This is a genomic window from Streptomyces sp. NPDC048192 (assembly GCF_043202415.1).
Taxonomy (GTDB): Bacteria; Actinomycetota; Actinomycetes; order Streptomycetales; family Streptomycetaceae; genus Streptomyces.
The window spans coordinates 116,624-138,564 of the sequence record NZ_JBIDAL010000016.1 but is presented as its reverse complement, the minus strand read 5'-3'; the positions used below and the strand labels follow the sequence as shown (position 1 = coordinate 138,564).

Sequence of the window (21,941 nt, the reverse complement as noted above, 5' to 3'; positions counted from 1 at the left end):
CCTCGGTCGTTCCGTTGTACCGTGGAGCCGTTCCATTGAATGGTAAGGGATGTGCTGTGATCGCTCTGCTGCTGGCCCTGGGCAGCTCACTCGCCTACGGCTGCGCCGACTTCCTCGGCGGTCTCGGCGCCCGCAAGGCCCATGTGCTGCGGACCGTCCTGGTCGCGGCCCCGGCCAGCCTCGTGGTCGACCTGCTGGTGTGGCCCGTGCTCGGCGCCGCCTTCACCCCCTCGGCCCTCGGCTGGGGCGCCGCCTCCGGAGTCGCCTCGGCCGCCGCCTTCGCCCTGCTCTACCGCACCCTCGCCATCGGCCCGATGAACGTGCTGTCGCCGGTGACCGCCCTGGTGTCCGCCGCGCTGCCGGTCGCCGTCGGACTGCTCCAGGGCGAGCGCCTGGGCGCCGCCGGACTGACCGGTCTGCCCCTCGCGCTGCTGGCGGTCGTCCTGGTCAGCGCCGGGTCCGGCGAAGGCACGGGCCGCCCCTCCCGGACGGCGCTGCTGCTCGCCCTCGGCGCGGGCGCCGTCATCGCCCTGCAACTCGTCTTCCTGCACCAGGCGCCGTCCGGCAGCGGCGTGGCCCCGCTGATCACCGGCCGGGCCGTGTCCTCCGCCGTCACCCTCGCCGCCGCCGGAGCCATGGGTCGCAGACTGGGCCCGGAGCGGCCGGCGTACGCGGTGTCGGCGGCCGCGGGCGGGCTGGACGCCGTGGCGAACCTGCTGTTCCTGCTCGCCGCCCGCAGCGGCGACCTCACCGTCGTTGCCGTGATCACCGCGCTCTACCCGGCGGGCACGGTCCTGCTGGCCCGCGGTGTGCTCGCCGAGCGCATCCACCGCGGCCAGCTCGTCGGCCTCGGCACCGCCGCCGTCGCCGTCGGTCTCCTCGCTCTGACCTGAACCACCCCTGCCCGCACGGAGACACACATGCTCATCCACCCCTGGGACGCCGCCCTGGACGACGCCGAATGGCAGACGTGGCTCGCCGAAGGGCGCGACTTCGGCATCCTCAGCGTCAACGGCCTGCCCGGTCACTCCCCGATGACGGTCCCCACCCACTTCACCGGCGACGGCGACCAGCTCCTGATCCACCTCGCCCGCCCCAACCCGGTGTGGCACGCCGTCGAGCGCGACCCGAACGTCACCTTCACCGTCTTCGGCGACTACGCCTTCATCCCCGGCCCCTGGCGCGCCGGCCCCGGCGTCCCGCCCACCGACGGCGTGCCCACCAGCTACTACGCGGCCGTGCAGTTCACCTGCCGGGCCCACATCGTCGACGGCCCCGAGGCCAAGGCGGAGCTGCTGCGCCGCCAGATGGCGCACTTCCAGCCCGACGGAGACCACGCCCCCGTCGCCGCCGGCCGGCCGCCCTACGGCCGCATGCTGTCCGGCATCCGCGGCCTGCGCCTCGAAGTGACCGACGTGCGAGCCAAGTTAAAGTACGACGACCACAAGCCCGTCGAGCACCGCGCCTCGGTCGCCGTGAACCTCGCCGCACGCGGACAGGGCCTCGACGTGCCCACCGCACGCCAACAGCTGCGCCGACTGGACCGCACAGGCCCCTGGAAGCCCTGACCCGCCCCCTCGCCGGAACGGAACCCGAACCATGCCCTCCTTCCGTATCGCACCCGCCGTCGCCGACGCCTTCCCCGGCACTCTCATCGCCGTCGTCACCGCCACCGGCCTGCGCGGCCGCGAGCCCTGGCCGCGCACCGCCGCCGCGCTTCAGGAGCTCGAGCAGCAGCTCGCCGACGGCACCTGGCAGCCGGCGGACGAGACCGACCCGCGGATCGAGGCCTGGCACACCGCGTACCGGTCCTTCGGCACCAACCCCCGCCGTATCCGCTCCAGCGTCGACGCGCTCGGCCGCCGCCTCGCCAAGAAGGGCACGCTGCCCCGTATCAACCCGGCCGTCGACTCCTACAACGCCGTCTCCGTCCGCCACGGCCTGCCCGCCGGCGCCTTCGACCTGGACCAGGTCACCGGCGACGTCGACATCCGGTACGCCGACGGCACGGAGACGTTCACCCCGCTCGGCGAACCGGACACCGTCGAGAACCCCCGGCCCGGCGAGATCGTCTACACGGACGCCACCGACGTTCTCACCCGTCACTGGAACCACCGCGACGCCCATCGCACCCGCGTCACCGAGGACTCCTCGCGCGTCGCCTTCGTCCTCGAGACCCTCCACGCCGACCGCGACGGCGACCTCCTCAAGGTCGCGGCCGACGAACTCCTGGCCCTCCTCGCCCCGCACGCCGGCCAGACCGCCGTGCACTACCTCGGCCCGGCACAGCCGCACGTCGCCGCCTGACCACCCGGGGTGCACGCGCGCACCGAACGCCTCCGCGGGAAGACAGCGCTCGATAGCCTTCCAGAGACCGGTCCGCGCGCCCGGCGGCCGGGTGGAAGCACGCTGACAGCGAGGTGAGAGTCCCTGTGTTCACGACCCGTCCCACCCTTCAGGGCACGTTCGGCATGGTGTCCTCCACCCACTGGCTGGCCTCCCAGTCGGCGATGGCGGTCCTGGAGGACGGCGGCAACGCCTTCGACGCCGCCGTGGCCGGCGCCTTCGTGCTGCACGTGGTGGAGCCCCACCTGAACGGGCCGGCCGGCGAGGTGCCGATCCTGCTCGCCCCGGCGGGCGGCGCGGTGCAGGTGCTGTGCGGACAGGGCGTGGCCCCGGCCGGCGCCACGGTCGCCCACTACCGCGGCCTCGGACTGGACCTCGTACCCGGCACCGGACCGCTCGCGGCCGCCGTGCCCGGCGCCTTCGACGCCTGGCTGCTGCTCCTGCGCGACCACGGCACCAAGTCCCTGGACGACGTCCTGAAGTACGCCATCGGATACGCCGAGCACGGGCACGCGCCCGTGGAGAGGCTCGGGGCGACCGTGGAGACCGTACGGGAGCTGTTCGAGACCGAGTGGACCTCGTCGGCGGAGGTCTATCTGCCCGGCGGCCGGGCGCCCCGGCCCGGCCGGCTCTTCCGCAACCCCGCGCTCGCCGCCACCTGGAAGCGGCTGCTGGCCGAGACCGCAGGCGCCGCCGGCCGGGAGGCGCGCATCGACGCCGCGCGCGAGGTGTGGCGCTGCGGATTCATCGCCGAGGCCCTGGTACGGCAGTCCCGGCGGCCCACGAAGGACACCAGCGGTGAACGGCACACCGGCACGCTCACCGAGGCCGACCTCGCCGGCTGGTCGGCGGGCTACGAGACGCCGGTGACGTACGACTGGAACGGCTGGACCGTGTGCAAGGCCGGCCCCTGGAGCCAGGGCCCCGTCCTCCTCCAGCAGCTCGCCCTGCTCCCGCCCGAACTGCCCGCCCACGGCTCCGCCGACTACGTCCACCTGCTCGTCGAGGGCTGCAAGCTCGCCATGGCCGACCGCGAGGCCTGGTACGGCGACGCCGCCGAGGTGCCCCTCGCCGAGCTGCTCTCGGACGACTACAACGCCGGGCGGCGGGCCCTGATCGGCGCCAAGGCCTCCTGGGAGCTGCGGCCCGGCAGTCCCGGCGGACGCGCCCCGCGGCTGCCCGCGCAGGCGTACGCGCGCGTGGAGAGCGGCGACGACCGCGGCTTCGACCCGATGGGAGCGGGTGAACCGACCGTCGCCCCGCTCCTGGGGGAGCCGCATGTGGCCGGCGACGGCACGACCCGCGGCGACACCTGCCATCTGGACGTCGCCGACCGCTGGGGCAACATGATCGCGGCCACGCCCAGCGGCGGCTGGCTGCAGTCCAACCCGGTCGTGCCCGAGCTGGGCTTCCCGCTGGGCACCCGGCTGCAGATGACCTGGCTGGAGGAGGGCCTGCCGAACTCGCTCACCCCGGGCCGCCGCCCGCGCACCACCCTCACCCCGTCCCTCGCGCTGCGCGGCGGCGTGCCGGTCCTGGCGTTCGGCACGCCCGGCGGCGACCAGCAGGACCAGTGGCAGCTGCACTTCTTCCTCGCCGCCGCCCTGCGCGCCCCGGTCCGCGGGGGCCTGGACCTGCAGGGCGCGATCGACGTCCCGAACTGGCACAACGACAGCTTCCCCAGCTCCTTCCACCCCCGCGGCCGCCGCCCCGGCAGCGTCACCGTGGAGTCCCGCACGGACCCCGGGGTCATCGAGGAGCTGCGGCGGCGCGGGCACGACGTCACCGTGGGCCCCGCCTGGTCCGAGGGGCGGCTGTGCGCGGTGGCGCGGGATCCGCGGACCGGTGTGCTGTCGGCCGCGGCGAACCCGCGCGGCATGCAGGGCTACGCGGTTGGCCGCTGACCGATCTTCGGCACCCGTTCTTCATGCCGATTCCACCCGGTGTGCACCGGGCGGGCGGGGATTGTCAGCGGGGCGTGCTCTCATAGGGGCATGATCGACGCAACGACGGAAACCATCGACGAGTTTCTCACCCGCTGCTCGGCCCACGTGGAGGACGCGGTCCGCCGGGCCGCCGCGGCCGAGATCCTGCCCCGCTTCCGCCGCCTCGCCGCGCACGAGGTGGACCAGAAGAACGGCCCGCACGACCTGGTGACGGACGCCGACCGGCTCGCCGAGCTGCGGCTCACCGAGGACCTCGGCACCCTGCTGCCCGGCTCGGTCGTGGTCGGCGAGGAGGCGGTGCACGCCGACCCGGCGACCTACCTGGCGCTCCAGGGCGAGGCGCCCGTGTGGATCGTGGACCCGGTCGACGGGACCCGGCAGTTCGTGCACGGCGACGACGGGTTCTGCACCCTGGTCGCGCTCGCCCACCGGGGCGTCGTGCTCGCCTCCTGGACGTATGCGGCGGCGCGCGGCCAGTGCGCCACCGCGATCCGCGGCCGGGGCGCCTTCCTCGACGGCGAGCGGCTGGTCGCGGGCTCGCCCGAGCCCGGCCGGGACCTCGCCGTCGCCACGTCCCACCCGGACTACACCACCGACGAGGAGAAGCGCGCGCTGAGCGCCCTGTGGACCGACGGCCTCGCCCCGCGGCCCTGCGGCTCGGCGGGCCTGGAGTATCTGGCCGTCGCCCGGGGCGAGCTGGACGCGGTCGCGTTCTCCTGGGAGGCGGCCTGGGATCACGCGGCCGGCCTGCTCCTCGTCGAGGAGGCAGGCGGCACGCACCTCACCGGCACCGGCGAGCCGTTCCGCGTGACCGGCGGTAACACCCTGCCGTTCACCGCGGCCCGGGACACCGCGACGGCCCGCCGCGTGGCCGGCCTGCTGGGTGCGGCGGCCTGACGGCCGAGTCCGGCGGGGTCCGGCCTGCGCCGCCGCCCCCGGCCGCCGGTTCCCCGGCGACCCGGCCCGGGGGAGTGTCGGTCCTGCGGCATATCCTTGGCCCGAGTGGCCATCGGCTGACGAAGGGGTCCGAAGGTGCCGTCGATGCTCGATGCGGTCGTGGTGGGTGCGGGGCCGAACGGACTGACCGCTGCCGTGGAGCTGGCCCGCCGCGGCTTCTCCGTGGCGGTGTTCGAGGCGAAGCCCACCGCCGGCGGCGGCGCCCGCACCGAGGAGCTGACCCTGCCCGGCTTCCGGCACGACACGTGCTCGGCCGCCCACCCCCTCGGCATCAACTCACCGGCGTTCCGCGCCCTCCCCCTCGACCGCTACGGCCTGCGGTGGCTGCACTCCGAGCTGCCGATGGCGCACCCTTTCCCCGACGGCACCGCGGCCGTGCTGGCCCGGTCGGTGGCGCAGACGGCCGCCTCCTTCGGCCCGCGCGACGCGGGCCCGTACCGCAGGCTGGTCGAGCCGTTCCTCGCCCACTGGGACACCCTCGTACGGGACTTCATGTCCCTGCCGCTGACCGCGCTGCCGCGTGACCCCGTCACCCTGGCCCGGTTCGGCCTGGCCGGGCTGCCGCCGTCCACCTGGCTGCTGCGCCGCTTCCGGGACGAACGCGCCAAGGCCCTGTTCGCCGGTCTGGTCGCCCATGTCATGGCGCCGCTCGGCGGCCTGGCCACCGGCGCCATCGGCCTGGTCTTCGCCCTGTCCGCGCACGCCCGCGGCTGGCCGGTGCCCCTCGGCGGCTCCCAGGCGATCTCCGACGCCCTCGCCGCGTACCTGAAGGACCTCGGCGGCGCCGTGCACACCGACTACGAGGTCAAGCGCCTGGACGACCTGCCGCCCGCGCGGGCGTACGTCTTCGACACCTCGCCCACCGCGCTCGCCCGCATCGCCGGGTTCGGCGACACCTACGCGCACTACCGCTACGGCCCCAGCGCCTTCAAGATCGACTACGCGCTGGACGGCCCCGTGCCCTGGACCGCGCCCGAGGCCCGCGTCGCCACCACCGTGCAGATCGGCGCGAGCAAGGCCGAGATCGCCACCGCCCTGCGCGCCGCCTCCCGCGAGGGCCGCGCTCCCGACAGACCGTTCCTGATCACCGTGCAGCCCAGCATCGTCGACCCCACCCGCGCCCCCGAGGGCAAGCAGGTCTTCTGGGCGTACGGCCACGTCCCGAACGGCTGGTCAGGCGACCTGACCGACGCCATGGAACGCCAGCTGGAGCGCTTCGCCCCCGGCTTCCGCGACCGCGTCCTCGCCCGCGCCGTCGCCGGCCCCGCCGAACTGGCCGCCCGCAACGCCAACTACGTCGGCGGGGACATCGCCTGCGGCGCGGCGTCCGGACTCCAGCTGCTGCTGCGTCCCAGACTGTCCCTGTTCCCGTACCGCACCCCGCATCCAGCCGTCTTCATCTGCTCCTCGGCCACCCCGCCGGGCCCCGGCGTGCACGGCATGTCGGGGCACAACGCGGCCAAGGCCGTCTGGCGGAGACTGAGGCAGACATGACCGCCATCACCCTCGTCCAGGGAGACATCACGCGGGAGAGCGCCGACGCGATCGTCAACGCGGCCAACTCCTCCCTGCTCGGCGGCGGTGGCGTCGACGGCGCGATCCACCGGCGCGGCGGCCCCGCCATCCTCGAGGAGTGCCGCGCCCTGCGCGCCTCCCGGTACGGCAAGGGCCTGCCCACCGGACAGGCGGTGGCCACGACGGCGGGCCAACTCGACGCCCGCTGGGTCATCCACACGGTGGGCCCGGTCTTCAGCAGCAGCGAGGACCGCTCCGGCCTGCTCGCCTCCTGCTACCGCGAGTCCCTGAAGGTCGCCGACGAACTCGGCGCCCGCACGGTCGCGTTCCCGGCCGTCTCCACCGGCGTGTACCGCTGGCCGATGGACGACGCGGCCCGGATCGCCGTGGAGACGGCGCGCGGCGCGGACACGGCGGTCGAAGAGGTGCGCTTCGTCCTCTTCGACCAGCGGGCCTACGACGCGTTCGCCCGCCAAGTCGGCCGACAGTAGACGCAGTCCGCCTTCCCGGACGGTCAGGCCGACTCGCGCAGACGGTGGGCCGGCGTGAGCAGCACCGCGCGGGCGCCGGTCGCCCGTAGCGCGGACGCGGCGCGTGTGACCGGTCCGGTCCATGACCGGCCGGCGACGCGTGCGGACAGCGTGCGGCTCGTGCTCGGGTCGGTCCACGCCTCCCGAGCACGAGCCGGTGCGGTTCACGCCGTGCGCGAAGCAACACGATCGTGTCGTGCGCCGGGCGCCCCGGCAGGGCCTGCCGTTGGGCCCCGGCCGGTGCGGCGGACGGCGCTGCCGCCGGGCGGCGAGCCGTCCCCCGCTCATCCAGCTTGGGGTCCGGCCGTGTTCTTCACGCGGAAGACCATGGGCTGTTGATCGTGCTTAGACGTGAGCTTTTCCACCTCTTTGCGATGATCATCCCTGTTTGTGTGGGCCATGTCCGCCCCTCAGCTCGTGGCGGGGGCCGGGGCGCGCCTGGCCCACAGGGTGAGGACGCGCTCGGCGTGGTGTTCCTCGTGCAGGTCGATCCGGCGTGCCGTCAGCAGATGGCGCAGGCTGATGATGCCCTCGACGCGGGGCCGCGGGTCGCGGGTGACCACCAGCAGCCGGGTGACCTCGTGCTGCGCCATCCGGTTGGCCAGCGCCCGCAGGGTCTCGTCGGGGTGCGCGACGACCGCGGTGCGGGCCAGCTCCCCGAGCGGAGTCACGTCGGCGGGGTCGGCGTGGATCAGCGCGCCGCGCGTCACCACGCCGGCCAGGCCGCCGTCCGCGTCCAGCACCGGGTACAGCCGCTGGGCGAGCAGCCCCTCGGGGTCGCCCGCGTCGTGCGCGGCGCGCAGCAGGGCGGTGACCTCGCAGGCGGGCCGGCCGGCGGCGAAGGTGACTCCGGCGGGCGTCTCCAACTGCCGTACCAGATGGACTTCCAGGGGGTCGACGGAGTACTCGCGGGTGAGGTGCAGGCCGCGCCGGGCCAGCTTCTCGGTGAGCACCGAGCGCTTGAGCAGCACCACCGACAGCAGATAGGCGGCCGACGCGGTGATCACCATCGGGATCAGGGCGTTGATCTCATGGGTGAGTTCCAGGCAGAAGACGATGCCGGTGAGCGGGGAGCGCATCACCCCGCCGAGCACCCCGGCGAGCGACACAAGGGCCCAGAATCCCGGGCTGACGTGCGGGAAGACCAGCGCTTCGGCCGCACCCAGCGCGCCACCGACCATGAACATCGGCGCGAGTACGCCGCCGGAGGTGCCCGAGCCCAGCGACAGGCCCCAGATCAGGGTCTTCACCACGAGGATGCCGACGATCAGCCCGACGGTGGCGTGCCCGGTCAGCAGCGCGTCGATGACGCCGTACCCGACGCCGAGGGCGCGCGGCTCCACGAGGCCGCCCAGCCCGATGATCGCGCCGCCGATCGCGGGCCACCACATCCAGTGGACGCGCAGCCGGGAGAACAGGTCCTCGGAGAAGTAGACGAGGGCGGTGGCGCCCAGCGCGAGCAGTCCGGCCGCGGCGCCCGCAACCACGCACAGGCCGTACGCCGGCAGCCCGATGCGGTCGGGCACGTGGGCTCCGCCGAAGAGGGGGGCGGTGCCGAGCAGCGGGCCGCGCACCAGGGTGGCGGTCACGGCGGCGACGGACACCGGGAGGTAGGAGCGGGGCCGCCATTCGAAGAGCAGCAGTTCGACCGCGAGCAGGATGGAGGCGAGCGGTGCGTTGAAGGTCGCGGCCATGCCGGCGGCGGAGCCCGCGACCAGCAGGGCCTTGCGCTCGTCGGTGGTGACCCGGAGGAACTGGGCCAGCAGGGAGCCGACGGCGCCGCCGGTCATGATGATCGGGCCCTCCGCGCCGAACGGCCCGCCGGTGCCGATGGATATCGCGGCCGACGCGGGCTTCAGCACGGCGACGCGGGGCTGCACCCGGCTGCCGCCGACGAGGATCGACTCGATGGCCTCGGGCATGCCGTGGCCGCGTATCTTCTCCGAGCCGTAGCGGGCCATCAGGCCGATGAGCAGGCCGCCCGCCACCGGCATGACGGCGAGCAGCCAGCGGTGCGGGGTGTCCGCGGGCACGGCGGAGCCGGAGCCGAGACGGCCGAGGAAGGCGAGGTTGGTGATCAGCGCGATCAGCTTCAGCAGCCCGGCGGCCACGACCGCGGCGACGGCGCCGACCGGAACGGCCAGCGCCGTGATCAGGACGACGCGCGGCGGCACGTGGAAGTCGCCCAGGTGCGGGATCTTGAGGGCGGGACGATGGTGGCCGGGGGCTGGGGAACCGGCGGACGTGGGCATGGATGCTCCGGGTCGCGTAGGGCGGCAGGGGGCAGGGCGCCGCCGGGCGGTCGGGGTGCGCAGGCCGAGGCATGCGGGGGCGACCGGCCCCGGCGGCGGTTGGGTCACGGGCGACGCTGCCCGTGGGACAGGGACAAGGACAGGGACAGGCGGAGGGAAGGCGGGCCGGACGGTGCGGCCGGCCCTGCCGGGGGTACGGCGCGGCCTGCCTACCGGGGTACGGCGCGGGCCGAGGCGACGCGTCCCGGACGCAGGATGCGCACCCGGTGTCCGCCGCACACCCGGCAGGTGCTCGCCGTGAGCGGGGACGGCACCCTGAGGCCGCCGCGCACGTGGTACTCGGCACGCAGGCACCCTCGGGCGTCCCGCACGTGCCGGATCTCGTAGTCACCCTCCCAGGCGTGCCCGCAGCGCAGGCACACGAAGGAATAGGCTTCGCGTATCGGCTCGGAACTCATCGACATCACCTTCGGTACCGGAACCGTCGCGCCCGCTCGGTCCGGTGGACGGCAGCTTATCATTGCACTCTGCAATGGTCACCTTGGGTGAGGGAATGTGTCCGAATCGTGGACAGGCCGGAAGGGGCCGGAAGGACAGAGCAACGGCACGGGAAGGCAGGGCAAGGCAGGGGATGGGGAACGAGGAACCCATGGCGAACGAGGAGGCCATGGTGAGCGGGGAGCCCATGGCTGACGAGCAGCCCACGGCGAACGGGGAACCCATGGCGAACGGGGAGCGTCTGGCGGACGGGGACAAGGCGTCGGAGGCAGCCCTGGACCGGGAGGCCGAGCGGATCACCGTGGCCGTGATGGCCGCCTCCCGGCTGATCGTCGCCCTCTCCGCCCGCGCCCTCGCCTCCGTGGACGCGCCCCTCACCCTGCCCCAGCTGCGCTCGCTGGTCGCCCTGCACACCTGCGGCCCGATCAAGCTCGCCGCGATGGCCGCGACGCTCGGCGTCACGTCGTCCACCGCGCTGCGCATGGCCGAGCGCCTGGAGGCCCAGGGCCTCACCGACCGGCGGGTCAACCCGGACAACCGGCGCGAGGTCGTCCTCCGGCTCACCCCAGCCGGCGAGGAACTGGTGGAGCGGGTGCTGAGCCACCGCCGCGCCGAGATCCGGGCCCTGGTGGAACGCCTGCCCGCACCCGAGCGCGCAGGCCTGGTCCCGGCCCTGACCGCCCTGACGACCGCCGCCGGCCAGCTGGACCCCGCCCTCGCCGCGACCACCGAGGCGGACCGCCTGACGGGCATGATCGACGATCCCCTGAACCCGACCCCGTAGCCTCCGGCGGCGACGCCGGGACCCGCGTCCGGCCGGAGCGGCGGCCTCCTTCCCGACGCCCCACCGCCAGAGCGCGCCGGCCGCCCCCCCGCATCGGCGTGCCCGGCCCCGCGGGGGTGCGCCGGCTGCCCGGCATGGTGACGACCGGCCCCGACCGCTTCCTGCACGCGCCGGCCCAGCGCTGCGCCCCCGGCGGTACGGAGCCGCCCGAGACGTAAGCGCGGCAGGCCCACGGACGCTGATGTCGGATTTCCGCCAGCGCAGGAGGGGCCGCCGGGCCGATGCTGGACACATGCAGACAGCGACGCACCTCGACCGGGAGCACTGCGTACGGGCCGTGCAGTCCAAGGACGCCCGGTTCGACGGATGGTTCTTCACGGCCGTCCTGACCACCCGGATCTACTGCCGCCCCAGCTGTCCCGTCGTCCCGCCCAAGCCGGAGAACATGACGTTCTACCCGAGCGCGGCCGCCTGCCAGCAGGCCGGGTTCCGCGCCTGCAAGCGCTGCCGCCCGGACACCAGCCCCGGCTCCCCGGAGTGGAACCACCGCGCCGACCTGGTCGCCCGCGCCATGCGGCTGATCGCCGACGGGGTCGTGGACCGCGAGGGCGTGCCCGGACTCGCCTCCCGGCTCGGCTACAGCGCCCGCCAGGTCGAGCGGCAGCTGCTCGCCGAACTCGGCGCCGGCCCGCTCGCCCTCGCCCGCGCCCAGCGCGCCCAGACGGCGAGGCTGCTCATCGAGACCACGGCCCTGCCGATGGCGGAGATCGCCTTCGCGGCCGGGTTCGCCTCCGTCCGCGCCTTCAACGACACCGTCCGCGAGGTCTTCGCCCTGACCCCGAGCGAACTGCGCGCCCGCGCGCCCCGGTCCGGGGCCGGCACCCCGGCCGGGATCGGCCTGAGGCTGCCCTTCCGCGCCCCGCTCAACCCGTCCAACCTCTTCGGTCACCTCGCCGCCACGGCCGTACCCGGCGTCGAGGAATGGCGGGACGGCGCCTACCGGCGCACGCTGCGCCTGCCGTACGGCCACGGGATCGCCTCCCTCACGCCGCGCCCCGATCACATCGCCTGCCGCCTCACCCTCAGCGATCTGCGGGACCTGCCGGTGGCCATCAGCCGGTGCCGCCGCATGCTCGACCTGGACGCCGATCCGGTCGCGGTGGACGACCGTCTGCGCACCGACCCGCTGCTCGCGCCGCTGGTGGACAAGGCGCCCGGCCGCCGGGTGCCGCGCACGGTCGACGAGGCCGAGTTCGCCGTCCGCGCCGTCCTCGGTCAGCAGGTGTCCACGGCCGCCGCCCGCACCCACGCCGCCCGCCTGGTCACGGCGCACGGCAAGCCCCTCGACGACCCCGAGGGCGGCCTCACCCACCTGTTCCCGTCCCCGGAGGCGCTCGCCGCGGTCGATCCGGAGACCCTGGCGATGCCCCGCAGCCGGCGGACCACCTTCACCACGCTCGTCCGCGAACTGGCCGAAGGCACCCTGCGGTTGGGCGTCGAGTCCGACTGGGCCGAGACCCGGGCCCGGCTGCTCTCCCTGCCCGGCTTCGGTCCCTGGACCGCCGACGTGATCGCGATGCGCGCCCTCGGCGACCCCGACGCCTTCCTCCCCACCGACCTCGGCATCCGGCGGGCGGCGGCTGAGCTGGGCCTGCCCGCCACCCCGGCCGCGCTCACCGCCCGCGCCGAGGCATGGCGGCCCTGGCGGGCCTACGCCGTGCAGTACCTGTGGGCGACCGACGGCCACCCCATCAACTTCCTTCCGGTGTAAAGGACTACCCCGATCATGAATGTGAACATGGACGCGATGAACGCGATGAACGCGACGGACGCGACCACGGACGAGAGCATGGATGTCTCGAAGAAGTGGCACACCGTCATCGACAGCCCCTACGGCCCGTTGACCCTCGTCGCGGACGACGACGGCGTCCTGTGCGGCCTGTACATGACCGACCAGCGCCACCGGCCGCCCGAGGAGACCTTCAGCAGCCGTGACGACACGCCCTTCGCCGAGGCCGAGGAGCAGCTGTCGGCCTACTTCGCAGGCGAGTTGACACAGTTCACCCTGCAACTCCGCCTGCACGGAACGCCGTTCCAGCGCCGCGTCTGGGACCAGCTGAGCCGCATCCCCTACGGCGAGACCCGCAGCTACGGCGAACTCGCCGACGCCCTGGGCAACCCCAAGGCGTCCCGCGCGGTCGGCCTCGCCAACGGCCGCAACCCGATCGGCATCATCATCCCCTGCCACCGCGTTGTCGGCGCGAACGGCGACCTCACGGGCTACGGCGGCGGCCTGGACCGCAAACGCCGCCTACTGGACTTCGAACGAAAGGCGTCCCTGTTCTAGCCCCGCCCTCCCGGGCGGCAACGGCCGTTGCCGCCCGCCCCCTTCACCGGCGGGACGCCGGGGGAGCGATCCAGAGGCGGACGGTCCTGTCGACGCTCCCCGTGGCGAGCACGCGGTCGTCGGACGAGAACGCCACCGAGACGACCGGCTTGGTGTGGCCGGTCAGTGCGGGGCCCGCCTGCTTGTGCTGTGCGACGTCCCAGAGGAGCACCCTCTTGTCGTTGCCGCCACTGGCCAGGAGGCGCCCGTTCGGTGAGAACGCCACGGCGTTGACCCCCCGGCGGTGACCGGTCAGGGGGTCGGCGATCTGTTCGCGCCGCTCGACGTCCCACAGCCGTACGGTTCTGTCCCCGCCGCAGGTGGCGGCGATCCGGCCGTCGGGGGAGAACGCCAGTGCCTCGAATTTCAGGGGGCGCTCTCCGAAGAGGAAGGATGTCACGGCGTTGCTGTGCTGGGCGGTGCCCACCAGGGGTGGACCCACCGCTTTGCCGGTGACGAAGTCGAGGAAGACGACGCCGGTGCCACTTCGGTTCGTCGTGGCCACCAGTCTCCCGTCCGGCGAGAAGGCCACCAGCTGACGCCCTCCCGAGGAAGGGGTGCCGCCGTCCTGCTCGGGCCCCAGGGTTCTGAGGCGTTTTCCCGTCAGAGGACTCACCAGGTGCACCCGCGCGCCTCCCGCCGACCGCACCGCCACCGTGCGTCCGTCCGGCGCGTAGGCCAGCGCCTGCACGGATCCGGGCACCGGGACCGCCCTGATCGGCTGCCAGACCTCGACATCCCAGAACACCACGCTCCACTCCCCGGAACCGCGGGTGCTGCCGACGGCGAGGATCCTCTCCGTCGGTGACAGCGCCATGGCCTGCCCGGCAGCGTCGATGGAACCGCCCGACTGGCGCAGGCCGGCGGACTCCCAGAGCCGTACCGTCCCTGACGCGCTGCAGCTCGCGAGACGGGTGTCGTCGTGGAGGAATCCCAGCGACACGATCGGTGCGGTGTTCCGCTTGGACGACACGAGCGGAAAGGAACTGCCTTCCTCCCAGATCCTCCTGAGCACGCTCCGGGCCAGCGCCCCCTCCGCGCGCCGCCGATCCCCGGAGGAACCCGGCTCGGCATCCTTCCTCTCCTTGTCCGGGGAGTTCCCGGGCAAGGTGATGTTCGTGTTGTTGATGGTAAAGCTGTGCAAGCGATCGACGAGGCCTCCGGCGCCGGCCGTGCCGGCGCCGTTGCCTGCGGTGGAGGCTGGGCTTGTCCGTGCCGGTCCGCTCAGCCCTGGGGCGGATCCGGCAGTCGAGGGACCTGGAAGATGAAGCCTCCGTAGTTCAGGCCGGTGGCCACACCGTCGCGCGCCTCGGCTCGGTTGGTGACGTCCCTGTTCGCGGCCACCCCGCCCGGTGCGGACGCCCCGCCCGCAGGCTCGGCGTACGTCTGCAGGAGCGCCCGGAGACCGGCCGCCGCCTGCCCGCGCCGAGCGTCGTCCAGCGATTCCAGCAGGGACTCGAACCGCCCCTGCCAGACTCCGCTCTGCTCCACCTGCCGCAGCATCCGGGCCTCGTCGTCGCCCTGCTCGGCCGCGAGAAGGGCCGCGGTCCGCTCCAGTTGCCGCGTCGCGTCCTGTTCCCGCTCGGGGTCGCCCTGCCCGATCAGCCGCGCCATTCCCTGCCGGAACCCGGACCACGCGTCCGTGCCCGCCGCCTGCGCCACGGCAGCACCACCGGCCGCTGCCAGGGCCGTCAACGTCTCAGCAAGCATCCCCCACCGTTCCCTCCGACGGCTGCCCGATGACCGGACGATACCCGTAGGCATGCTCCCCCAGTGTGCCTTTCACCAACCCGTACCGGCGGCCCGGTTCCGTACTGCCGCCTGCGAACTGCGGTTGCCCACAGCCGAGTTGCCGATCCGGGCCGCGTCACGCCTCTCGGGCGCCGACGCCCTCGCTCAGGCTGCGCAGCAGTGCCGGCAGGGCGGTGCCGATGGGGTCTCGGACGAGCTGGTCGGCCCGGTCGTCGTACGGTGTGGGCTCGGCGTTGACGATGACCAGGCGGGCGCCGTGGTCGGCGGCGACGCCGACCAGGCCGGCGGCGGGGTGGACCTGGAGGCTGCTGCCGACGGCGATGAAGAGGGTGCAGGCCTTGGAGATCGCCGCGGCCTGGGCGAGGACGACCGGGTCCAGCGGTTCGCCGAACATCACGGTGGCGGACTTGAGGATGCCTCCGCACGTCCGGCACGGCGGATCGTCCTCACCGGCCTCCACGCGGGCGAGGGCGTCCTCCATGGTTCCGCGCGCATGGCACCGGGTGCACACGACACCGTGCGCGCTGCCGTGCAGTTCGAGGACCTTGCGGGCGGGCAGGCCGGCCGACTGGTGCAGCCCGTCCACGTTCTGGGTGATCACCCGCACCGGGACGCCGGACCTTTCCAGCTCGGCGACCGCCCGGTGCGCGGCGTTCGGCTCGGCCCTCAGCGTGCGCTGCTCGCGCCGCATCTGCCAGGACCGCCGCCGGATCTCCGGGTCGGCCATGTAGTACTCGTACGTGACGAGTTTCTCCGCCTCCGGATCCCGCCGCCACAGTCCGTTCGGGCCGCGGTAGTCGGGGATCCCCGAGTCGGTCGAGATGCCGGCGCCGCTGAGAATGGCTACGAGAGGCCTGTCCATGGGGCCGAGGGTAGGACGCCGGTACCGGCGGAGCGAGCGGATATCGCCCGCCGGGCCCCGGCGGGCGGCCGGTCACGCCACCCGGTGGCCGTTCTCCAGTTCCGCCGTGCCGGAGCCGTCCGCGAGCACGTCGAGGGCGGTCAGGACGCGGCGGCCGAGGGCGTCGGGAAGGTGGGCGGGGAGATCCTCGCGGGGGACCAGGCGCCAGGAGAGGAGTTCCTCCTCCTGCAGCCGGATCGCCTTCAGCGCGGCCTCGTCGAGGACACCGCCGTCGTACAGATACGCCACCAGAGGCGGGCGGCCCGCGCCGTGCACCCAGTCCACGGCCAGCAGCCGGCCCGGTTCCACGTCGAGGCCGATCTCCTCCAGCGTCTCCCGGCGCGCGCCCTGACGCGGGGTCTCCCCGTCGTCCGACTCGATCGTGCCGCCCGGCAGTGCCCAGCCCTCGCGGTAGTTGGGCTCGACCAGCAGCACGCGCCCCTCGGCGTCCCGGAAGAGCATCGCGGCGCCGGCGAGGACCCGGGGCAGGCTCGCGATGTACGTGGCGAAGTCAGCAGTGGTGGCCATGGGGGGAAGGGTAACCAGCGGCGGCGCGGCCACGCTCAGGTCGTCGCCAGGCGCAGGGTGCGTTCGGCCAGCGCACTGATCCGTACGCCGTCGAAGCCGAACACCGCGCTCCTGACCGTGTCCTCCAGCGGGTCCTTCCACCGGGCCGGGATCGCCTCGGCCCCGGTGAGGACCCCGGCCACCGAGCCCGCCGTCGCCCCGTTGGAGTCGGTGTCCAGGCCGCCGCGCACGGTCAGCGCGAGGGTCCGGGTGAAGTCGCCGTCGCCGTACAGCAGCCCGGCGGTCAGCACGGCGGCGTTCGGGACGGTGTGGATCCAGCCGAGCCCGGCGGTCTCGGCGGCCAGCGTGGCCAGGGTCTCCTCCCAGGGCAGCCGGGTCCCGTGCAGGCCGATCACCCGCCGTACGGTACGGGCGAGCCTGCTGCTCGCCGGGATCACACCGAGGGCCGCGTCGAGCGCGTGGCGCACGGAGGGCGCGGTGAAGGCCGCGGCGATCAGCGCGGCGGCCCACATGGCGCCGTACACGCCGTTGCCGGTGTGGGACAGCACGGCGTCCCTGCGGGCCAGGGCGGCGGCTCCGGCCGGGTCGCCCGGACGGGTCCAGCCGTGGACGTCGGCGCGGATCAGGGCCCCGATCCACTCCTGGTACGGGTTGTCGTACGTCGCCGTCAGCGGCGGCTTCAGCCCGTTGGCGAGATTCCGGTACGCCGCCCGTTCCGCCGTGAAGGTCTGCAGGTACGGCAGCCTGAGCAGCCACAGATCGCCGACCTGCTCGGTGCTGAAGCCGAAGCCGTGCGTCTCCAGCAGGTGCAGGCCGAGGATCGCGTAGTCGACGTCGTCGTCGCGCACGCTGCCGTGGATCCGGCCGCGCACGCAGCCGCGCCACTCCGGGCGCAGCACGGCGGTCTCGGCCGGGTCGGCGGGCTCGGGCAGATAGTCGGTGAGCGGCAGCGCCCCGGCCCCGCGCAGATAGCGGTCGATGCGCTCGCGGGTCCACACCTCGCCCTGCTCGACCGGCTTGCCGAGCATGTTGCCCGCGACACGGCCGAGCCAGCCGCCGTGGACGCGGTCGGCGAGGTCCGGTCCTGTGCTGGTCATGGCTGGGGTGTACCCGTTTTTCCAGACGGCTCCCAGGTGCTTCCCAGCCTTCGGTCGGGGCATGACGGCGAGGGCGTCCTCCGGTTAAGGTCGCAGCGGCGCGACTGGCCCTGACGTGCGCGGGGCCCGGAGAGCAAGGGGAAAGCAAGGTGGCGGACGCTGCAGTGAACGAGACCCGTCGGGTGCTCATCGCCGCGGACAAGTTCAAGGGCTCGCTGACGGCCGTACAGGTCGCCGGGCGGGTGACGGCCGGGCTGCGCCGGGTCGTGCCGGACCTCCGGGTCGAGGCGCTGCCCGTGGCCGACGGCGGCGACGGGACCGTGGACGCCGCGGTGGCGGCCGGTTTCGAGCGGCGGGAGGTACGGGTCGCCGGCCCGCTGGGCCAGGAGGTGACCGCCGCGTTCGCGCTGCGCGGCGACACCGCCGTGGTGGAGATGGCCGAGGCCAGCGGCCTGCAGCGCCTTCCCGCGGGCGTCTTCGCGCCGCTGACGGCGTCCACGTACGGCTCCGGCGAGCTGCTGCGGGCCGCGCTCGACGCGGGCGCGCGGACGATCGTGTTCGGCGTCGGCGGCAGCGCCACGACCGACGGCGGCGCGGGGATGCTGTCGGCGCTGGGCGCGCGCTTCCTGAACGACAGCGGTGAGCCGGTTCCGCCGGGCGGCGGCGGGCTGGCCGACCTGGCCCGGGCCGACCTGTCCGGCCTGGACCCCCGGCTGTCCTCCGTCGAGCTGGTCCTCGCCAGCGACGTGGACAACCCGCTGACCGGGCCGAAGGGCGCGCCGGCGGTGTACGGCCCGCAGAAGGGCGCCTCGCCGGACGACGTGGACACCCTCGACGCGGCGCTGGCCCACTTCGCCAAGGTGCTGGAGGCCGAGGCCGGACCGGACGCGGCGCGGTACGCGGCGTCGCCGGGCGCGGGCGCGGCGGGCGGCATCGGCTACGGCGCGCTGCTCCTCGGCGCGCGTTTCCGGCCCGGCATCGAGGTGATGCTGGACGTCCTGGGCTTCGCGCCCGCGCTGGAGCGGGCCTCGCTGGTGATCACCGGTGAGGGGTCGCTGGACGAGCAGACGCTGCACGGGAAGGCGCCGGCGGGGGTCGCCGCCGCGGCGCGGGCCGCGGGCAAGGAGGTCGTCGCGGTCTGCGGCCGGCTCGCCCTGTCCGCGGAGGCGCTGGAGCGGGCCGGGATCCGGCAGGCGTACCCGCTCACCTCGGTCGAGCCGGACGTGGCCCGGTGCATCGCCGAGGCGGGTCCGATCCTGGAGGACGTGGCGGAGCGGATCGCCCGGGACCGGCTGGTCTGAGCGGGCGGGCCGTCCGATGGGCCGCCCGCCCGTCGGGCGGCCCCGGGGCGCGTGCGTCTGCCGCGGACGGGTGATCACAGAGGTGTGATGCCGCCGTCCACGTCCCGCTGGTAGCTGCCGGACGTCAGCCCGTGCACCCCGCCGGTGTCGAGCCACTGCCTCGAGAAGTCGTGCAGGGCCTCGGCCCGGCGTTCCCAGACCATGGAGTGGCCGGCCGCCGCGAAGCGGAACATGAGCTTGTCGTCTCCCGCGATGGCCTCGTAGAGCGCCGGGACCGAGAAGTACAGGACGGCGGGCTGCGAGGGGGAGGTGTTGGCCTGCTTGTCCTGCTCCCCGTAGACGATGAGCACCGGCACCCGGTCACCGAGAATGAGTCTGCCCGCGGCGTCCTCGAGCGGTGCGGTCTGGCTGTTCCACCCCCACCAGTACGTGTTCCGGTAGCGCAGCACGCCCTCGGGCGTGCCGTCCGGCAGCAGGCGTCCCCACTTGGCCCCCTCGGGGTCCTCGGCCATGCAGGCCTCCCACACCGCGTCGACCATGCCGGGCTCCCGCTGCTCCGGGCTGGACTGCTCGGCGTCCCATCCGGTCGCGAAGCCGGTCCTGCTGCCGACGTTCATCGGGAAGCCGAAGGTGACGGCCGGCGTGGAGACGGGCAGCGTCCGGGCTTCGGGCGGGCGTCCGAAGGGATCCGAGGGAACCGTGGACCAGCGGCCGTTCGGCGGGAAGATCGGGGCCAGCAGGGTCAGCGTCCTGACGTTGCCGGGGTGCTTCAGGGTGTACGGGCCCATGACGAACGCGCCGGCGGACCAGCCGATGAAGTCGATCGGCTTGTTCCGCTCGGGCAGGCCCCGGATGAAGCCGACCACGGTGTCCAGCTCCGCCCACTCGCTCTCGGAGTTGCCCAGCTGGTGCGGGTAGGGCGGCGGCGAGGGGCACGGCTGGGCCAGCGGGTTGGGTACCAGGACCGGTTGCTGCTGGGCGGGGTTGGCGTTGCAGGGGTCGTCCATCCTGGGCCGGGGGGAGCGGCCGTTGCCCTGCAGGTCCATGAGGAAGACGTCGTAACCGTGGTGCGCCAGCTCCTGGGCCCAGCTGTAGCGGATGTCGGGGCCGTCGGGGCTGGGCGGAAGCACGAGGTCGAAACCGGCGACCGCCGGGACGCTTCTGCCGTGGAGCATCAGCACCGGCTTCGGCTCCTGGTGCCCGCGGGTGCCGTTGTACTCGCGGACGAACAGTTCTACCGGCTCTCCCGAGTTCGCCGGGATCGTCGAGGTGTGGCGGACGCGGTAGTCGGCGGTGGAGTACGAGGACATGGCCGCCCTCCGAATGCGAGAGAGAGAAGGGGTGGGGAATCCCCCGAGGCGGGCACATGCCACGGGCAAGCCCGCTACCTCCACCGTCCTCCCCGCCGTTCCCTGCCGCAACTCGGCTTCAGACGCTGGTAGTTGACAGGTCAACGGGGAATCGGGGCAGACCTTGAACACACAACGGGTGTGGCCCGGGCCGCGAGGGCCCGGGCCACACCCGTCGGTGCCGGGGCGAGAGTCAGGGCAGCTGCGCCGCCCGCGCCTCCCGCCGGTTGTCGCGGAAGTTGTTCACCCGGCGAGCCGTGGCGAACAGCGGGATCACCGCGCCCATGACCAGCTGCAGGGCGCAGCCCGTCTGGAGCAGCAGCTGGCCGCTCGGGGCGTCGAAGGCCCAGGCCGCCAGCAGGCCCATGGACAAAACGATCCAGGAGAGCATCGCGCCGGCGAGGCGTCCCCTCGGCTTCGGGTACTCCACCCGGCTCACCATCAGCCACGCCGTGCCGAGGATCGCCAGCAGGGTCGCCACGAAGGGCAGCTCCAGCAGCACGATCGAGACCACCGTCAGCGCGCCGAACGGCGAGGGCATGCCCTGGAACATGCCGTCCTTCATCGTCACGCAGGAGAAGCGCGCGAGTCTCAGCACCACCGCCAGCAGCACCACGATCGCGCCCAGCGCCGCCACCCGCTGGTGCGCGTCGTCCGCGACCATGCCGTAGACCAGGACGAAGTACGCGGGCGCCAGCCCGAAGCTGATCAGGTCGGACAGGTTGTCCAGCTCGGCGCCCATCGGCGAGGAGCGCAGCTTGCGCGCGACCAGGCCGTCGAACAGGTCGAAGACGGCCGCGCAGAGCATCAGGATGACGGCCGTGGCGGCGCTGTGCCGCGCCATGCCCGCGGACTCGTCGTTCCCGGTCAGGTGCGGGATCAGGATGCCGGTGGTGGTGAAGTACACCGCCATGAACCCGCAGGTGGCATTGCCCAGGGTGAGGGTGTCCGCTATCGACAGGCGGAGCGAGAGGGGCATCTCCTCCTCGTCGTCCACGTCGTCGGCCTCGGGCACCCAGCCCGCCTGGGTCTCCGGATCAATCACGGTCAATGCGAGTCACCCCAGCCACGGTCTTCTGTCCGACCTCGACCGCGACCTCCACGCCTTCGGGCAGGTAGAGGTCGACACGCGAGCCGAAGCGGATCAGACCGATTCGGTCGCCCTGCTCGACCTTCGTGCCCCGGGGGATGTAGGGGACGATGCGGCGGGCCACCGCGCCGGCGATCTGGATCATCTCGATGTCGCCGAGTTCGGTGTCGAAATGCCAGACTACGCGCTCGTTGTTCTCGCTCTCCTTGTTGAACGCCGGAACGAAGCCGCCGGGGATGTGCTCGACGGACGTCACCGTGCCCGCCAGGGGCGCGCGGTTGACGTGGACGTTCAGCGGGCTCATGAAGATCGCGACGCGGGTGCGGCCGTCCTTCCACGGCATGATGCTCTGCACCACGCCGTCGGCGGGCGAGATCACCCGGCCGGAGCCGATCTCGCGCTCGGGGTCGCGGAAGAACCACAGCATGCCCGCCGCGAGCGCGGTGGCGGGCACGGCCACGGCCTTGGCCGCGCCGGAGCGGCGGGCGCGGGCCAGGCTGAGGGCTGCGGTGGCGACGGTCGGGAGAAGCCACGGCGATGCTCCGCGCGCCAGACGGACGCCGGCTCGGCTGTCGCGAGGTGCAGAGGTTTGGCTGTGGGGCATGGATGACCTTCGTAGCGGATGATGCCGCACAAGACGGGGGACGGCGGCTTTCCGGGATCGTACCGGTCGCGGGCCGCAACTGGGCAAGCTGGGAAGCCGAGTCGG

Annotated in this window: 21 protein-coding genes; 11 read left to right on the top strand and 10 right to left on the bottom strand. The window is 73.7% G+C overall.

The annotated features are described in order from the left end of the window. The first annotated feature begins 56 nt into the window (after window positions 1-56). The 7 genes from ACGFZN_RS30775 to ACGFZN_RS30745 all read left to right on the top strand — a co-directional run bounded on the left by ACGFZN_RS30775 (window position 57) and on the right by ACGFZN_RS30745 (window position 7,255). The gene (locus ACGFZN_RS30775; protein ID WP_393861725.1) at window positions 57-893 is read left to right on the top strand and encodes an EamA family transporter; all 837 of its coding nucleotides are present in this window, start codon (window positions 57-59) and stop codon (window positions 891-893) included. A 27-nt stretch (window positions 894-920) separates the two neighbouring features. Further along, entirely contained in the window at window positions 921-1,568 is a 648-nt protein-coding gene (locus tag ACGFZN_RS30770) for an FMN-binding negative transcriptional regulator (protein ID WP_393861724.1), read from the top strand. Window positions 1,569-1,599: 31 nt separating this feature from the next. After that, the gene (locus ACGFZN_RS30765; RefSeq protein ID WP_393861723.1) at window positions 1,600-2,307 is read left to right on the top strand and encodes a B3/4 domain-containing protein; all 708 of its coding nucleotides are present in this window, start codon (window positions 1,600-1,602) and stop codon (window positions 2,305-2,307) included. 125 nt (window positions 2,308-2,432) lie between these two features. Continuing rightward, entirely contained in the window at window positions 2,433-4,250 is a 1,818-nt protein-coding gene (locus ACGFZN_RS30760) for a gamma-glutamyltransferase family protein (protein ID WP_393861722.1), read from the top strand. Between the two features lie 90 nt (window positions 4,251-4,340). After that, a complete protein-coding gene (locus ACGFZN_RS30755; RefSeq protein ID WP_393861721.1) occupies window positions 4,341-5,189 on the top strand; it encodes an inositol monophosphatase family protein in 849 nt (282 codons plus the stop codon). Between the two features lie 135 nt (window positions 5,190-5,324). Continuing rightward, window positions 5,325-6,743 (top strand): phytoene desaturase family protein, encoded by a 1,419-nt coding sequence (locus ACGFZN_RS30750; RefSeq protein ID WP_393861720.1) that lies wholly within the window; start codon window positions 5,325-5,327, stop codon window positions 6,741-6,743. After that, window positions 6,740-7,255 (top strand): O-acetyl-ADP-ribose deacetylase, encoded by a 516-nt coding sequence (locus tag ACGFZN_RS30745; protein ID WP_393861719.1) that lies wholly within the window; start codon window positions 6,740-6,742, stop codon window positions 7,253-7,255. The genes ACGFZN_RS30750 and ACGFZN_RS30745 overlap by 4 nt, the downstream gene beginning before the upstream one ends. 449 nt (window positions 7,256-7,704) lie before the next feature. On the opposite strand, the gene ACGFZN_RS30740 is transcribed toward ACGFZN_RS30745, so the two are convergent. After that, window positions 7,705-9,546 (bottom strand): chloride channel protein, encoded by a 1,842-nt coding sequence (locus ACGFZN_RS30740; RefSeq protein ID WP_393861718.1) that lies wholly within the window; start codon window positions 9,544-9,546, stop codon window positions 7,705-7,707. Window positions 9,547-9,755: 209 nt separating this feature from the next. Further along, window positions 9,756-10,004 (bottom strand): hypothetical protein, encoded by a 249-nt coding sequence (locus ACGFZN_RS30735; protein WP_393861717.1) that lies wholly within the window; start codon window positions 10,002-10,004, stop codon window positions 9,756-9,758. Window positions 10,005-10,195: 191 nt separating this feature from the next. Between ACGFZN_RS30735 and ACGFZN_RS30730 the strand changes: the two genes are divergently transcribed. The 3 genes from ACGFZN_RS30730 to ACGFZN_RS30720 all read left to right on the top strand — a co-directional run bounded on the left by ACGFZN_RS30730 (window position 10,196) and on the right by ACGFZN_RS30720 (window position 13,175). After that, complete coding sequence (locus ACGFZN_RS30730; RefSeq protein ID WP_393861716.1) at window positions 10,196-10,828, top strand: MarR family winged helix-turn-helix transcriptional regulator; 633 nt, start codon at window positions 10,196-10,198, stop codon at window positions 10,826-10,828. Between the two features lie 292 nt (window positions 10,829-11,120). After that, complete coding sequence (locus ACGFZN_RS30725; RefSeq protein ID WP_393861715.1) at window positions 11,121-12,599, top strand: AlkA N-terminal domain-containing protein; 1,479 nt, start codon at window positions 11,121-11,123, stop codon at window positions 12,597-12,599. Between the two features lie 78 nt (window positions 12,600-12,677). After that, window positions 12,678-13,175: a methylated-DNA--[protein]-cysteine S-methyltransferase gene (locus tag ACGFZN_RS30720; protein ID WP_393861779.1), complete on the top strand. Its 498-nt coding sequence runs from the start codon at window positions 12,678-12,680 to the stop codon at window positions 13,173-13,175. Between the two features lie 43 nt (window positions 13,176-13,218). On the opposite strand, the gene ACGFZN_RS30715 is transcribed toward ACGFZN_RS30720, so the two are convergent. The 5 genes from ACGFZN_RS30715 to ACGFZN_RS30695 all read right to left on the bottom strand — a co-directional run bounded on the left by ACGFZN_RS30715 (window position 13,219) and on the right by ACGFZN_RS30695 (window position 17,492). Then, the gene (locus tag ACGFZN_RS30715) at window positions 13,219-14,358 is read right to left on the bottom strand and encodes a WD40 repeat domain-containing protein (protein ID WP_393861714.1); all 1,140 of its coding nucleotides are present in this window, start codon (window positions 14,356-14,358) and stop codon (window positions 13,219-13,221) included. 80 nt (window positions 14,359-14,438) lie between these two features. Next, window positions 14,439-14,924 carry a hypothetical protein gene (locus ACGFZN_RS30710; protein WP_393861713.1) on the bottom strand — a complete coding sequence of 162 codons (486 nt, stop codon included), beginning with the start codon at window positions 14,922-14,924 and terminating at the stop codon, window positions 14,439-14,441. A gap of 157 nt (window positions 14,925-15,081) precedes the next feature. After that, window positions 15,082-15,828 carry an NAD-dependent deacetylase gene (locus ACGFZN_RS30705; RefSeq protein WP_393861712.1) on the bottom strand — a complete coding sequence of 249 codons (747 nt, stop codon included), beginning with the start codon at window positions 15,826-15,828 and terminating at the stop codon, window positions 15,082-15,084. A 72-nt stretch (window positions 15,829-15,900) separates the two neighbouring features. Beyond that, window positions 15,901-16,395, bottom strand: a complete 495-nt coding sequence (locus ACGFZN_RS30700) for an NUDIX domain-containing protein (RefSeq protein WP_393861711.1) — start codon at window positions 16,393-16,395, stop codon at window positions 15,901-15,903. Between the two features lie 35 nt (window positions 16,396-16,430). After that, complete coding sequence (locus ACGFZN_RS30695; RefSeq protein WP_393861710.1) at window positions 16,431-17,492, bottom strand: ADP-ribosylglycohydrolase family protein; 1,062 nt, start codon at window positions 17,490-17,492, stop codon at window positions 16,431-16,433. 182 nt (window positions 17,493-17,674) lie between these two features. Here ACGFZN_RS30695 and ACGFZN_RS30690 point away from each other — a divergent pair, with 182 nt between their 5' ends. Further along, window positions 17,675-18,793 carry a glycerate kinase gene (locus ACGFZN_RS30690; protein ID WP_393861778.1) on the top strand — a complete coding sequence of 373 codons (1,119 nt, stop codon included), beginning with the start codon at window positions 17,675-17,677 and terminating at the stop codon, window positions 18,791-18,793. Between the two features lie 74 nt (window positions 18,794-18,867). Here the strand turns inward: ACGFZN_RS30690 and ACGFZN_RS30685 are convergent, their stop codons facing one another. From ACGFZN_RS30685 to ACGFZN_RS30675, 3 genes are all read right to left on the bottom strand, one after another. Continuing rightward, window positions 18,868-20,103 carry an alpha/beta fold hydrolase gene (locus tag ACGFZN_RS30685; RefSeq protein ID WP_393861709.1) on the bottom strand — a complete coding sequence of 412 codons (1,236 nt, stop codon included), beginning with the start codon at window positions 20,101-20,103 and terminating at the stop codon, window positions 18,868-18,870. A 232-nt stretch (window positions 20,104-20,335) separates the two neighbouring features. Then, entirely contained in the window at window positions 20,336-21,157 is an 822-nt protein-coding gene (gene pssA, locus ACGFZN_RS30680) for a CDP-diacylglycerol--serine O-phosphatidyltransferase (protein WP_330342756.1), read from the bottom strand. A 22-nt stretch (window positions 21,158-21,179) separates the two neighbouring features. Beyond that, complete coding sequence (locus ACGFZN_RS30675; RefSeq protein WP_063750615.1) at window positions 21,180-21,836, bottom strand: phosphatidylserine decarboxylase; 657 nt, start codon at window positions 21,834-21,836, stop codon at window positions 21,180-21,182. Between the last annotated feature and the right edge of the window lie 105 nt (window positions 21,837-21,941).